This is a genomic window from Kribbella speibonae (genome assembly GCF_004331375.1).
GTDB classification, from domain to species: Bacteria; Actinomycetota; Actinomycetes; order Propionibacteriales; family Kribbellaceae; genus Kribbella; species Kribbella sindirgiensis.
This window is the reverse complement of sequence record NZ_SJKC01000002.1, coordinates 1,053,081-1,066,144: the sequence shown is the minus strand read 5'-3', so window position 1 is coordinate 1,066,144 and position 13,064 is coordinate 1,053,081. Positions and strand designations below refer to the sequence as shown.

Genomic DNA, 13,064 nt, shown 5'->3' with positions numbered 1-13,064 from the left:
CTCAGTCGGAGCGGCACCCCAGTTCGAGGTCCAGCGCATGCTCCTCGACGTGGTTGAGGGCGTGGCGGACGGCGCCGACCGAGACGATCGCGTCGCCGAGTGAGGAGACGGCGACGCGTGGGGGAGTGCTGGTGTAGTGAGCCAGGTTGGCCTCTAGGTCGGGGAGGAGAGCGGCGGCGGCCTCGGCGACGGCGCCGCCCAGGACCACCAGTTCGGGATTGAACAGGGCGCCGAGCGTCGCGACCACCCGCGCGGTCCGGCCGGCGATGTCCTGAAGGATGCTGAGCGCCACCTTGTCGCCGTCGGCGGCGGCACGGAACACCTGCTCAGCAGTCACCACTCCGTCGGTCGCGAGGCCCCGCAGTGACGTTTCCACGGCCGCGTCCGCGACCGCCGCCGTACCGTTCTCGCGGGCGATCCGCGCGATCCCGTGGGTGTCGCCGACCCCCTCGACCAGCTTGAGGAACACCATCTCGCCGGCGCCGCCGCGGCTGCCGTGCAGCAACCGGCCGGAGTCCATCAGACCCGACCCGAACCGTTCGCCGGCGAGCAGTACGACGAGGTCGTCGACGTTGCGCGCCTCGCCCCGCCAGTGCTCCCCGAGCGTCGCGAGGTTCGCGTCGTTCTCCAGCAGGACCGGCCACCCGTGCAGTTCGGTCAGCCGCTGCGCGAGCCCGGTGTCGAAGCGCCGCCAGAACTCGTCGTCGACGAGGATGTTCCCGTCGCGGTCGACAGGCGCCGCGACCCCCGCGCCGGCGGCGAGGACCTGAGCGTCCGTCACGCCCGCGGACGCGAGCGCCTCGACCACGGTCTCGTGCACGATCTCGGTCCGCTCGCTCGGCGTCGTCACATCGGCGGCCGACCGCCCGGCCTTGGCCACCGTCTCGCCGCGCAGGTCGGAGACCAGCACCGTCGTCTTGGCCGCGCCGATGTCGATGCCGAGCACGTACCCCGCGTGGCTGTTGAACTCGAACCGCCGCGACGGCCGCCCGACCGACGTCCGGCCGGGGTCGAGCTCGACCACCCAGCCCATCGAGATCAGGTCGTTGCAGACCGCGTGCACGGTCGCGCGGGTGAGACCGGTGGCCTCGATCAGGCCGGTTCCTGTCATCACCCGGGCGCGGGTGAGTACGCCGAGTACTTTGCCCGCGTTCACCCGCCGCAGCATCGTCGGCGTGGCCGTGGGCGGCGTTGTCGGTGGTTTCGCCATGAAAAGCCCCTTGACCTCGTCGTCGTACCGACCGCAGAATACATGCAGATTCTAAATTTAGAGCCTATATATAAACGCCGGGTTACCAACAGACTTCCGTGTGAGGCATCAGTGACCACTCCGCAGTCCACCGACCCCGACTGGTGGCGGCAGGCCGTCGTCTACCAGATCTATCCGCGCAGCTTCGCCGATGCCAACGGCGACGGTGTCGGCGACCTGCCCGGCATCATCAGTCGAGTCCCGTACCTGGTGGCGCTGGGCATCGACGCGGTCTGGCTGAGTCCCTTCTACCCGTCCGCGCTGGCCGACGGCGGGTACGACGTGGACGACTACCGCAACGTCGACCCGCGGCTCGGGACCCTGGAGGACTTCGACGAGCTGATCGCGGCGCTGCACGCGGAGAACATCAAGCTGATCGTCGACATCGTCCCGAACCACACGTCCGACCGGCACGAGTGGTTCGTCGAGGCGCTCGAGGCCGCAAAGGGTCACCCGGCCCGGGACCGGTACATCTTCCGCGACGGGGAAGGCAACCAGCCGCCGTCGGATTGGGACTCGGTGTTCGGCGGCTCCGCCTGGGCGCAGACCGACGACGGCCAGTGGTACCTGCACATGTTCGCGGCCGAGCAGCCGGACCTGAACTGGCAGCACCCAGAGGTCCGCGCGGACTTCCTGGACACCCTGAAGTTCTGGTCGGACCGTGGCGTCGACGGCTTCCGCGTCGATGTCGCGCACGCGCTCGTGAAGGACCTGTCCGAGCCGTTCCCGGCGAAGGCCACACTGCCCCGGCAGTCGGAGTCGAACGGTCAGCACCCGCTCTGGGACCAGGATGGCGTGCACGAGATCTACAAGGACTGGCGCAAGCTGCTGAACACCTACGACCCGCCCCGGTCGGCGGTCGCCGAGGCGTTCGTACCGGCTGCTCGCCGGGCCCGGTACGCGAGTGCCGACGGCCTCGGGCAGGCGTTCAACTTCGACCTGCTGCAGGCCGACTTCGAGTACGAGAAGTTCCGCCAGGTGATCGAGGAGAACCTCGCGCTGGCGGCGGAGAACGGCTCGTCGTCGACGTGGGTGTTCTCGAACCACGACGTCGTCCGGCACGCCACCCGCTACGGCCTGCCGAAGAACCCGAAGGGCGGCTGGCAGGACGGTAAGGACTGGCTGCTGAGCAACGGCACCGAGCCGACCGTCGACGTCGCGCTCGGTCTGCGCCGGGCTCGCGCCGCGACCCTGCTGATGCTGGCGTTGCCGGGTTCGGCGTACCTGTACCAGGGCGAAGAGCTCGGTCTGCAGGAGGTCGGCGAGCTGCCGGCCGCGAACCTGCAGGATCCGGCGTACTTCCGCTCGAAGGGTGCGGAGAAGGGCCGTGACGGCTGCCGCGTGCCGCTGCCGTGGACTGTCGGCGGCCTGTCGTTCGGCTTCGGTACGGGCGGGTCGCACCTGCTGCAGCCGAAGTGGTTCGGTGCGTACTCCGTCGAGGCGCAGCAGGACGACGTCGAGTCGACGCTGAGCCTGTACCGCAAGGCTCTCGCCGTACGGCGTGGGCTGCGCACCGGCAGCTCGCTCACCTGGATCGACAACACCGACGACGTTCTGCACTTCGTCCGCTCGGGCGGCTGGCAGAGCGTCACGAACTTCGGTGCGGCACCGGTCGAACTGCCCGACGCGGCGGTCGTGCTGTCCAGCGGCCCACTCGAAGGCGACAAGCTCCCCAGCGCCACGACTGCCTGGCTGATCTAGTACTACCCAAGACCCGCTCCGGTCTAGCCGTCTGCAGACGGCCCTCCCCCCTGTGGCCGGGGCGTTGATGGACGTGGCGGGGGCACCGGGCGGTTGCCCCCGTCACGATCCGTCCCACCTGCGGGCCAAACTGCGGGAATGTCAGGATAAGCGCGTGACGACGCTTGCGGACGTGATCGCGGTTCTCGACCGGCTCTACGACCCGGCCTGGGCGGAATCCTGGGACGCGGTCGGTCTGGTGACCGGCGATCCGGAGCAGGAGGTACGGCGGGTCCTGTTCGCCGTCGATCCGATGCGGGGCGTGATCGACGAGGCGATCGACGGCGGGTTCGATCTGCTCGTCACGCATCACCCGTTGCTGCTGCGCGGCGTGAACAGCGTGGCCGCGAGTACGCCGAAGGGCCGCGTGATCCACGATCTGATCCGCGCCGGTGTCGCGTTGCACGTCTGCCACACCAACGCCGACAACGCGAACCCGGGCGTCAGCGACGCGCTCGCCGCCGCGATCGGGCTGCGCGACACCCGGCCGCTGAAGGCGATGCCGGCCGAGCCGATGGACAAGGTCGTCGTGTTCGTCCCGGTCGCGGAGACCCAGCCGATGCTTGACGCGCTGGCGAAGGCCGGTGCCGGACAGATCGGCGACTACGAGCGGGCCGCGTGGAGCGGCGCCGGCGAGGGAACCTTCCGGCCGCTCGCCGGCGCGAACCCCACGATCGGGTCCGTCGGGGACATCGAGGTCGTGCCGGAGAACCGGATCGAGATGCTGCTGCCGCGCCGCAAGCGCCGCGCGGTCGTCGAGGCTTTGGTCGCGGCGCATTCGTACGAGGAACCGGCGTACGACATCTATGAGGTGGCCGCCCTGCCGAGTGAGCGCGGCGGCGGGCGGGTCGGCGTACTCGCGGAGCCGCTGCCGCTGGCCGAATTCGCGCGGCTCGTCGCGGAGCGCCTGCCGCGGACCGAGCACGGTGTCCGGGTGTCCGGGGATCTCGACCGGACGATCGAGACCGTCGCGGTGGTCGGCGGAGCGGGGGACTCGGAGTTCGACCGGGTCCGCGCGGCCGGCGTCGACGCCTATCTGACCGCCGACCTGCGGCACCATCCCGCTACCGAGGCCCGTGCGTACGGCGATCCGGCGCTGGTCGACGTGGCGCACTGGGCCAGCGAGTGGCCGTGGCTGTCCGATGCCGGTCGCCTCCTGCAGGAAGGACTGGCGGCCCGAGGCAGTACCGTAGACACTCACATCTCAACGCTCTGCACGGACGCATGGACCCTGCGAATCTGAGCGCGCCGCCACGAATTTGAAGGAGCCGACTCTGAACGCCGAGCCCGCCGTCCAACGCCGATTGCTGGACCTGCAGGATCTCGACCTGCAGCTGGATCAGGTCGCGCACAAGCGCGCGTCGTTGCCCGAGCATCAGGCGCTCAAGGAGCTGACCGCCGAGAAGTCCGTGGTCGACCGCGAACTGGTCACCGCCGACACCGAGGTCAGCGACCTGCAGCGTGAGCAGAAGAAGGCCGACAGCGATGTCGAGCAGGTCCGGCAGCGCAAGGCGCGCAACCAGCAGCGGATCGACTCCGGTCAGGTCACGTCGCCGCGCGACCTGGAGAACCTGCAGCACGAGATCGGTTCGCTCGACCGGCGGATCTCCGACCTCGAGGACGCCGAGCTCGAGGTGATGGAGAAGCTCGAGGCCGCGGAGGCGGTGCAGACCGATCTGCGCACCCGGGCCGAGGCGTTCGCCGGCCGGCAGTCGGAGCTGGAGACCACCCGTGACGCCGCGCTCAAGGAGCTCGACGAGCAGCGCGCCGAGCTCGGTGACAAGCGCTCCACGGTCGCGGCCGAGCTGCCGGAGCAGCTGCTCGCGCAGTACCAGCGGCTGCGGGAGCACAACGGCGGGATCGGCGCCGCACCGCTCGTCGGCAAGCGCTGCATGGGCTGCCGGATGGAGCTCGCACCGTCGGACCTGAACACGATCAAGGCTGCCGCACCGGACGCCGTACTGCGCTGTGAAGAGTGCGGACGGATCCTGGTACGGACGTCGGAGAGCGCCGCATGACCTACGACCACGTCATCGTCGAGGCTGATGGTGGATCGCGCGGTAATCCTGGACCGGCGGCGTACGGCGCTTTGGTGCGCGACCCGGTGACGCGGAAGGTGATCGCGCAGCAGGGCCGCACGCTCGGGATCGCGACGAACAACGTCGCGGAGTACTCCGGTCTCGTCGCGGGGCTCGAGCTCGCCGCGGAGTACGCACCGAATGCGTCGATCGAGGTCCGGATGGACTCCAAGCTGGTCATCGAGCAGATGGCCGGCCGCTGGAAGATCAAGCACCCGGACCTGCAGCCGCTGGCGATCAAGGCGCAGGGGCTGGCGCCGTTCGGGACCGAGTGGACCTGGGTGCCGCGGGCGCAGAACTCGGCCGCCGACGCGCTCGCGAACAATGCGCTCGACGGCGTGGACATCCCGCTGACGCCAGGTGACCCGGTGGCGGCACCGGCTCTGGCGAAGGACCCGTCGGATCTCGCGAAGGCGTTGCAGGGCTGGGGTCCGCAGGCCGAGCCGCCGACGCAGCTGATCTTCCTGCGGCACGGCGAGACGCCGCACACCGTGGAGAAGCGGTTCTCCGGATCCGGTGGCGACAACCCGGGGCTGAGCGACACCGGCCGCGCGCAGGCGTTGGCGGCCGCCGAGTATCTGTCGCGGATCGGCGGAGTCGACGCCCTGGTCGTGTCGCCGATGCGCCGTACCCAGGAGACCGCGGCGGCGGTTGCGGACAAGCTCGGGCTCGACCCGATCGTGGACGAGAACTGGCGAGAGGTCGCGTTCGGCGACTGGGACGGGCACACGTTCGCGGAGATCCAGCAGAAGTGGCCGGACGCGATGAACGCCTGGCTGGAGTCGACCGCGGTCGCACCTCCCGGCGGTGAATCGTTCGACACGTGCGCCCGGCGAGCCCGCTCGGCGCGCGACGGTCTGCTGACGCGGTACCCGGGCAAGACGGTCGTCGTGGTCACCCACGTGACGCCGATCAAGCTGATGGTCCGGTCGGTGCTCCAGGCCCCGATGTCCGCGCTGTTCCGGATGGAGTTGCGCCCGGCAACCCTGACCGAGATCCACTGGTATGCCGACGGTCTCGCGTCCTTGCGCTCCTTCAACGTGCAGCCATCGTGAGGGCATGCCTCCCACTCTCACGCCTACTGCGGGGCACTCGGCACGGCACCTCGCCGCACGGGTGCAAAGGCCACGATGCTCCGCATCGAGACCTTCGCCCCCGCACGCCGATGCACCGCACCGAGCACCTCCTCGCGACGGCGTGAGAGTGGGAGGCATGCCCTAGTCTGACCCCATGCCGCTGCAGAGGGTTCGTTTCGCCGAGGCCGTTCCGGAGGTCTTCCGGGCATCGTTGCAGGACATCCGCCGGGAGCAGGAGGTGCCCGCGGAGTTCCCGCCCGAGGTGACGGCCGCGGCGCTGACGGCTGCCCAGAACGCGCGGTTACCGGAACTCGATCGGACCGACCTCGAGTTCGTGACGATCGACCCGCCGGACTCGATGGACCTGGACCAGGCGTTGCACATCGAGCGGACCGGCGACGGGTTCACTGTGTATTACGCGATCGCCGACGTGGCCGCGTTCGTCCAGTCCGGCGATCCGATCGACGCCGAGGCCCGGCGCCGGGGCGAGACGCTGTACGCCCCGGACAAGCGCACCCCGCTGCACCCGCCGGAGCTGTCCGAGGGCGCGGCGTCGTTGCTGCCCGACCAGGTACGTCCCGCCCTGCTGTGGACGATCACCGTCGACGCGACCGGCGAAATGACGGGCGTCACGTGCGAGCGGGCCTTGGTGAAGTCGCGCGCTAAGCTCAACTATGCCGGCGTACAGAAGGATCTGGACGCGGGTACGGCGTCGGAGTCGTTGCAGCTGCTGCGCGAGGTCGGGAAGCTCCGCGAGCAGCGTGAACTGGAACGCGGCGGCGTCAACCTCCCGATCCCGGATCAGGAGATCGTCACCTCCAACCACGGCTGGGGCCTGGAGTTCCGGGCGCCGCTGCCGGTCGAGGGCTGGAACGCGCAGATCTCGCTGCTCACGGGGATGGCGGCCGCGCAGCTGATGACGAAGGGCAAGATCGGCATCCTGCGCACCCTGCCCGAGTCGCACGACGACCTGCGGCGCAAACTCGGCAACACGGCCAAGGCGCTGGGGATCGTCTGGGCCGACGAGGCGACGTACGCCGAATTCATCCACGGGCTCGACCCGAAGGTGCCGGCGCACGCGGCGATGCTCGCGGCGTGCACGGTGCTGTTCCGCGGCGCCGGATACACGGCGTTCGACGGGACGGTGCCTTCATCGCCGCAGCATGCCGCGATGAAGGCGGAGTACGCGCATGTCACCGCGCCGCTGCGCCGGCTGGTGGACCGCTGGGCGGGGGAGATCTGCGTCGCGCTGTCGGCGGGCGTCGACGTGCCGGCCTGGGTACGCGAATCGATGGACGAGATCCCGAAGATCATGGACGACGCCGACCGGCGGGCGCACGCGTACGAGCGGTCGATCGTCAGCATGGTCGAGGCGGGCCTGGTCGCGGACCAGGTCGGTGCCGAGTTCGACGGCGTGATCACCGACGTCGACGACAAGGAGAACACCCGCGGCATCGTCGCGCTGACCAAGTTCGCGATCGAGGGCCGAGTCACCGGTGCCGCGCTCCCACTCGGTCAGCAGGTCCGGGTGAAGCTCGTCGAGGCCGACATCGCCAAGCGCACGGTCGCCTTCGAACTAGTCGGCTAAGTAGTCCTCGACCGCGGCGGTGGTTCGCTTCAGGTCGCCGGTCGCGAGCAGGTCGAGCAGGGCACCGCGGAGCATCGCCAGTACGGCGGTACGTCGTGCCTCGGTCTCTTCGGGTCCGCTGGTCTTGAGTAGTTCGAGCCAGTCGTCGACGGTCGAGCGGGCGAAATCCGACCACGGGCCCTCCGGCGCGACGAGCGAGCGCCCGTACGCCTCGACCCAGAACGTCATCAGCGGCCGGCGTTCCGGGGCGGCGAGCCAGGTCCACAGTTCCCGGGCGATCACGGTCAGGCCGGGCGGTTCGTCGTACCGCTGCTCGGTCTGACGGAGGAGTTCGAGCTGGTCGGCGCGGCCGCGGGCGAGCAGGGCGCGGATCAGGCCGTCCTTGCTGCCGAACAGGAACAGCAGCACGCGCGGGCTCGAGCCGATCGCGGTCGCCAGCGGGCGCAGCGAGAGGTCGGCGAGCCCGTGGGTGAGCGAGTAGGCGTACGCGCGCTCGAGCAGTTCTTGTTCGCGGGCGGACGGGGCTTCCTTGGTGGTCGGCACCCGGCTAGTATGGCTTACTGAAACGGTCGTGTCAGTAGATCGGGTAGGTTGATGGAGAAACTGATCAGGAAGCTGGGACAGCCTGGAGACCTCGGCTGGGTCGTGCAGTCGCACGCGGAGATCTATGCGGCGGAGTACGGCTGGGGGCCGGCGTACGAGACGTTGATCGCGCAGATCGTGTCGGCGTACGCGTCCGACCATGACGACGAGCGCGAGGCCGCGTGGATCGCCGAGGTGGACGGGGAACGGGCCGGCAGCATCTTCTGCGTGCGCGGGCCGGACGAGACCACCGCCCAGCTGCGGCTGCTGCTCGTCACGCCGGCTGCTCGCGGTCTACGGCTCGGCGGCGAGCTGGTCGACACGTGTCTGGCGTTCGCCCGGACCGTCGGCTACAAGCGGATGGTGCTGTGGACGAACGATCCGCTGGTCGCGGCGCGGCACATCTACCTGGCGCGCGGGTTCCGTCTCACCGGTTCCGAAGTCCACGAGATGTGGGGCGACAACCTCGTCGGTCAGACGTACGAGCTGGATCTCTAGGACTTGCAGACCGGTGCGCCGGGGGCCGCGGTCTTGTAGATCGCGTGTGAGAGGAACGCGTTGACGTAGCCGTTCGTGACGGTCAGCGCGTGTCGCGGGGCGACGCTGCCGAGTGGCAGGAACGTGCGCAGCGGGTACGCCAGGTAGTAGGTGCCGTAGTCGGTGAAGTTGAAGTGCCGCGTGCCCGGGACCGTGGCGCACCACGACGCGCCAGTGCTTGCCTTGAGCAACGAGAGGGCGCGGTCCCGGTCGTGGTCGTTCTTCGCGTCCGGGCCGCAGACGCTGGTGATACAGGAGTCGTCGGCGCCGAGCAACATGATCGGCGCCTTCACGCCCTTCGTCACGACGTCACCGAACTGGATCCCGTCGAGGTCGACCGCGGCCGCACACCGTGCGTCCAGCCGGCAGGCCTCGAGAGACGCCGCGCCGCCGAACGAATGGCCGACGTACGACGCGCCGACCGTGGACTCGACCGAGTTCGGGAGTTCCTTGACGACCATGCCGGCCGCGAACCGCGCGTCGGCGGCCCAGGTCCCGACCAGATGATCGCCGACCTGCCGCGAGCCCTCGGTGCTGTCGCCGAGGTTCGGCGGGTTCGCGTCGGGTTTGCTCTCGACGGTCTGCCCGCCGAGAACGGTGAGGTTCGCGCTGTACGTCGGCGTGACGCCCGCGACCAGGTATCCGTGACTGGCGAGATCCTCCGCGAGGGCGGCGTACATCGGCGCCGACAGGCCCATGCCGGGCATCAGTACGACGACCGGGAACCGCCCGGGCGCGACGGCGACGCGGTCCAGCGCACGGTCCTGGAGAGTGTCGAACGGTCCTTGGAACACGGAGATCGGGGCCTTGAGGTGCAGCCCGTTCCACTCACCCGGCGCGTACTGCACACGCCGGCCGGTGGTCTCCTTGGCCACCGGATACCAGAGCCAGACAGCAAGCCGCCGCGGACCGTCGACGAACGGGTCACGGCGCGGCGTATCGGTCCATTCGTACGTCCGCCGCCCCACCTGAAAACTCCCCGTCGTCTCCGGCAACGACACCGGCTCCGACCGCTGCACCAACACCCACCCCACATACCCAGCCCCACCCACAAGCACAACCAGAAGCACAAACACGACCCCAGTCCGCACTCGCCGCCTCATGCCCCCACTTTCTCACCCCGCCCGTCCAACACCCCGCCCTACAACCGCCGAGTCGTGAGAATCGGCCCTGAAACCCGACCACTCTCCACGACTCGCGAACCAGCCACCCAACCAATCACCACGACTCGGCGGACGGGCGGGCCCAGGTCGGAAGTCCCCGGGTGCCGGCGATCGCGAACACGCGCGTACGGCCGGTCCGCGAGGTGACGTGCGCGGCCTCGGGCGACACGTGCCCGCCGCCCAGCACCACGTTGTCGCCAAGCCGGCCAACCAACTCCCCGTTCGGATCGAGCACAGCAGGTACGCCGTCGCGCACACCCATCGCGCACCCCGGCGGCCAGGCGATCTCGATCATGCGGTTGTTGTCGAGGAGGACGACGCAGTTGGTCGTCTCGTCCACGGCGAGAAGTCCTTCACGCCGTGCCGCCATGTTCTTCGCCGGGCGTTGCTGGACGGTCAGGTGCGGCAGGTGCAGCGAGTCGGCAGCCACGTTCTCGATGGTACGGCGTTCTTGGTCGGGCGATGTCGAAGTCCGGAGGGTGGCTCCGACGTTTCGGGTGATTTGTTGGTTGAGGGAGGAGTGGTTATGGGTTTGCCGGATGTGGTGTCGCGGGTGGAGTGGGAGCGGGCGCGGCGGGAGTTGCTGGAGGCGGAGAAGGCGTTCACCAAGGAGCGGGATGCGCTGAACACTCGGCGGCGGGAGTTGCCGATGGTGCTGGTTGACAAGGCGTACTCGTTCGAGGGCGCCGGGGGTCGCGCGGGGTTGCTGGAGCTCTTCGAAGGGCGGGATCAGCTGGTCGTGTACCACTTCATGTTCCAGCCGGAGTGGGACGCCGGCTGCCCGAACTGCACGGGTTTCGTCGACGACATCGGGTCGACGCGGCTGCTCAACGCGGCGAACACCACGTTCGCGCTGGTCTCGCGAGCGCCGTACGAGAAGCTCACGGCGTACCAGGCGGCCCGCGGCTGGGAGTACCCGTGGTACTCGTCGTACGGGAGCGACTTCAACTACGACTACCACGTGACGCTGGACGAGTCCGTCGTACCGTTCGAGTACAACTACCGCACCAAGCCCGAGTGGGACGCGCGGCCGAACAACGAGCACACCCAGACGCAGCAACCCTTCGACCTCCACGGCCTGAGCTGCTTCCTGCGCGTCGACGAGCAGATCTACCACACCTACTCGACGTACGGCCGAGGCCCGGACGCGATGACCTTCACCGTCACCGCCCTGGACCTCACCGCCCTCGGCCGCCAAGAACCCTGGGAGAAACCCGCCGACCGCGCGGTCCCGTCCCATCAGGACCACTGCCACTGAGCCGGAGGGGCAGCAGTCCTGTGACTGCTGCCCCTCACGTCAGCGAGCGAAGTCGCTGATCAGCCCCGGAACCGCGCTGTCGAAACCGGACACGTCCAGCATCCCCGGATCCGACGGATCGGCGATCGTGCTGCCGTTCGCGGTCATCGCGACCACGACGAGACGAGCCTCGATCCCCGTTTCCCGACGGTACTGCTGGAGGGCCTGGTGCGGGTGGATGTCCCCGTGCCAGGTCTCGTTGTCGGTGTAAACGAGGAACGTGTCGACCGACAGCTTCCGTCGCCGCGCGTACTGCATCGGCAGCGAGCAGTCCGTCCCACCGAACGGCAGCTCCGACACCGCCCGGATCGCACTGTCCAGCCGCTGCCGCGGCGAGATCGGCAGTCGGGTCAGCGCCGTGTTCCGAAAGCCGCCCTTGCTCGTGAAGCCGACGATCTCGTACGACGACTCCGTCGCGGCCGTGACGAGTGCGAGCGCTGCCGACGCCTCGCGGCACGTGATCGGCAGCCCTGACACCGGCGACGTCATCGACCCGGACACGTCCAGCGCGAGCAGCAGCCGCTTCCCGGTTGGCTCGACCGCGTCGTACGCCAGGTAGAACGCGGCGTCGAGCGCGTCCACGATCGGCTGCGACGGCGTCCACTCACTCGCGCCCCGGGCGCCGCGGCCCGCGGAATAGGTGCGCTGGGCAACGAGTACGTTGACCGGGTGCACCCGGGCCTTCCGCAGGCGGGCGGCGTCGGTGAGCTGGTCCGCGACGATCCGCGTCCAGGAACCGAGCGGCTCGAGCAGCCCCAGCCGAGTCAGGCGGGGGAGCTGCCGCAGCAGCGCGGTCTGCGGAAGACCGTTCGCGAGCAGGGCCTCCCAGACGTTCGGCTCGGTCAGGAACCGGTCGGGAATCATCTCCCACGACAGTCCCCGGTTGAGCGCGATGACATCGGCGACCTCGGTCACGTCGGTCGCGCCTTGGATCCGCTCGAACGCACCCAGCAGCGGCAGTCCGGACAGGTCCGCCGGCCGTCCGTGGATCCAGTCGAACAGCTCCCGCCGTACCGGCTCCGTCGTCTTCGGGTGCGACAGCCGCAGCAGGTCGGCGTGCGACCAGCCGTTGCGCTGACGGTACTTGAGCACCTGGTACGCGACCGAGTCGGCGCTGCGGTCGGGGTCGACGTACCAGTTGCCGATCGCCCGTCGCGTACCGCGGCCCCAGCCGCCGAACTGCTCCAGGTAGCCGGCGAAGCGGAACAGGTGGGTACCTGTACGCGCCACGAGCGGTACGGCGGCCAGCGCGGCGCGGCGACCGTCCTCGTCGCCGAGCTTGGCTGCGGCCGCGAGAGCGAACAGAGCAGGGTCCTGCTTCGGTGCGCGTCCGGCAAGGGAGATGTCCAGTACGGCGGCCACGACGTCGGCTGCCTGCGTCCGCGCGAGCTCTACGACCAGTCCGGCGTTCTCCTGCGTCAGGTCGCGTTCGGAGGCGTAGTACGTGCCGCCGGTCGTGCCGAGCGTCAGGAACCGGTGCAGCCGGGCGACATCGTCCTGGACGAACGTGTAGCCGCCGGCGCGGTTCTTCCGCTGCCGCGGGTCGGCCTGCTCGTCCTGTCGCGTCTGCCGGGTGCTGATCAGAGCCAGCGGATCTGTGGACATGTCCTTTCTCTCCTGTCGTTTTCGGGCATGACAAACAGGCCTGGGCGGACGTGGTGCGCCGACCGGAAGATGCTCTAGCCATCTGAGCTACGCCGGGCTCACACCCAACGGCAGGACTCGAACCTGCGACACTCCACTGAAAAGGTGAT

12 protein-coding genes are annotated in these 13,064 nt (G+C 69.3%); 7 read left to right on the top strand and 5 right to left on the bottom strand.

The features are described 5' to 3' along the window. Position 1 precedes the first annotated feature (1 nt). The gene (locus E0H92_RS18370) at positions 2–1,210 is read right to left on the bottom strand and encodes an ROK family transcriptional regulator (RefSeq protein ID WP_131497045.1); all 1,209 of its coding nucleotides are present in this window, start codon (positions 1,208–1,210) and stop codon (positions 2–4) included. Between the two features lie 111 nt (positions 1,211–1,321). Between E0H92_RS18370 and E0H92_RS18365 the strand changes: the two genes are divergently transcribed. The 5 genes from E0H92_RS18365 (at position 1,322) to E0H92_RS18345 (ending at position 7,731) form a co-directional block, all read left to right on the top strand. Next, positions 1,322–2,950, top strand: coding sequence for a glycoside hydrolase family 13 protein (locus E0H92_RS18365; protein ID WP_238152735.1), 1,629 nt, complete (start codon positions 1,322–1,324; stop codon positions 2,948–2,950). A 154-nt stretch (positions 2,951–3,104) separates the two neighbouring features. After that, positions 3,105–4,232, top strand: a complete 1,128-nt coding sequence (locus E0H92_RS18360; RefSeq protein WP_238152736.1) for a Nif3-like dinuclear metal center hexameric protein — start codon at positions 3,105–3,107, stop codon at positions 4,230–4,232. Positions 4,233–4,248: 16 nt separating this feature from the next. Continuing rightward, positions 4,249–5,007 carry a zinc ribbon domain-containing protein gene (locus E0H92_RS18355; RefSeq protein WP_238173482.1) on the top strand — a complete coding sequence of 253 codons (759 nt, stop codon included), beginning with the start codon at positions 4,249–4,251 and terminating at the stop codon, positions 5,005–5,007. Continuing rightward, positions 5,004–6,122 carry a bifunctional RNase H/acid phosphatase gene (locus E0H92_RS18350; RefSeq protein ID WP_131497044.1) on the top strand — a complete coding sequence of 373 codons (1,119 nt, stop codon included), beginning with the start codon at positions 5,004–5,006 and terminating at the stop codon, positions 6,120–6,122. Before E0H92_RS18355 ends, E0H92_RS18350 begins: the two co-directional genes overlap by 4 nt. A 175-nt stretch (positions 6,123–6,297) precedes the next feature. Beyond that, entirely contained in the window at positions 6,298–7,731 is a 1,434-nt protein-coding gene (locus E0H92_RS18345) for an RNB domain-containing ribonuclease (RefSeq protein WP_131462443.1), read from the top strand. Here the strand turns inward: E0H92_RS18345 and E0H92_RS18340 are convergent. After that, entirely contained in the window at positions 7,720–8,274 is a 555-nt protein-coding gene (locus E0H92_RS18340) for a TetR/AcrR family transcriptional regulator (RefSeq protein ID WP_131497043.1), read from the bottom strand. The genes E0H92_RS18345 and E0H92_RS18340 overlap by 12 nt on opposite strands. Before the next feature lie 51 nt (positions 8,275–8,325). Here E0H92_RS18340 and E0H92_RS18335 point away from each other — a divergent pair, with 51 nt between their 5' ends. Then, positions 8,326–8,811 carry a GNAT family N-acetyltransferase gene (locus E0H92_RS18335; RefSeq protein ID WP_131497042.1) on the top strand — a complete coding sequence of 162 codons (486 nt, stop codon included), beginning with the start codon at positions 8,326–8,328 and terminating at the stop codon, positions 8,809–8,811. On the opposite strand, the gene E0H92_RS18330 is transcribed toward E0H92_RS18335, so the two are convergent. Together E0H92_RS18330 and E0H92_RS18325 are read right to left on the bottom strand one after the other, a co-directional pair. Beyond that, positions 8,808–9,869 (bottom strand): alpha/beta hydrolase, encoded by a 1,062-nt coding sequence (locus E0H92_RS18330; RefSeq protein ID WP_165549825.1) that lies wholly within the window; start codon positions 9,867–9,869, stop codon positions 8,808–8,810. The genes E0H92_RS18335 and E0H92_RS18330 overlap by 4 nt on opposite strands. 199 nt (positions 9,870–10,068) lie before the next feature. After that, complete coding sequence (locus E0H92_RS18325; RefSeq protein ID WP_131497040.1) at positions 10,069–10,443, bottom strand: hypothetical protein; 375 nt, start codon at positions 10,441–10,443, stop codon at positions 10,069–10,071. A 96-nt stretch (positions 10,444–10,539) separates the two neighbouring features. Here E0H92_RS18325 and E0H92_RS18320 point away from each other — a divergent pair, with 96 nt between their 5' ends. Next, entirely contained in the window at positions 10,540–11,271 is a 732-nt protein-coding gene (locus E0H92_RS18320; RefSeq protein ID WP_131497039.1) for a DUF899 domain-containing protein, read from the top strand. Positions 11,272–11,310: 39 nt separating this feature from the next. Here E0H92_RS18320 and E0H92_RS18315 read toward each other — a convergent pair whose 3' ends face one another. After that, positions 11,311–12,915: a TROVE domain-containing protein gene (locus tag E0H92_RS18315; protein WP_131497038.1), complete on the bottom strand. Its 1,605-nt coding sequence runs from the start codon at positions 12,913–12,915 to the stop codon at positions 11,311–11,313. Between the last annotated feature and the right edge of the window lie 149 nt (positions 12,916–13,064).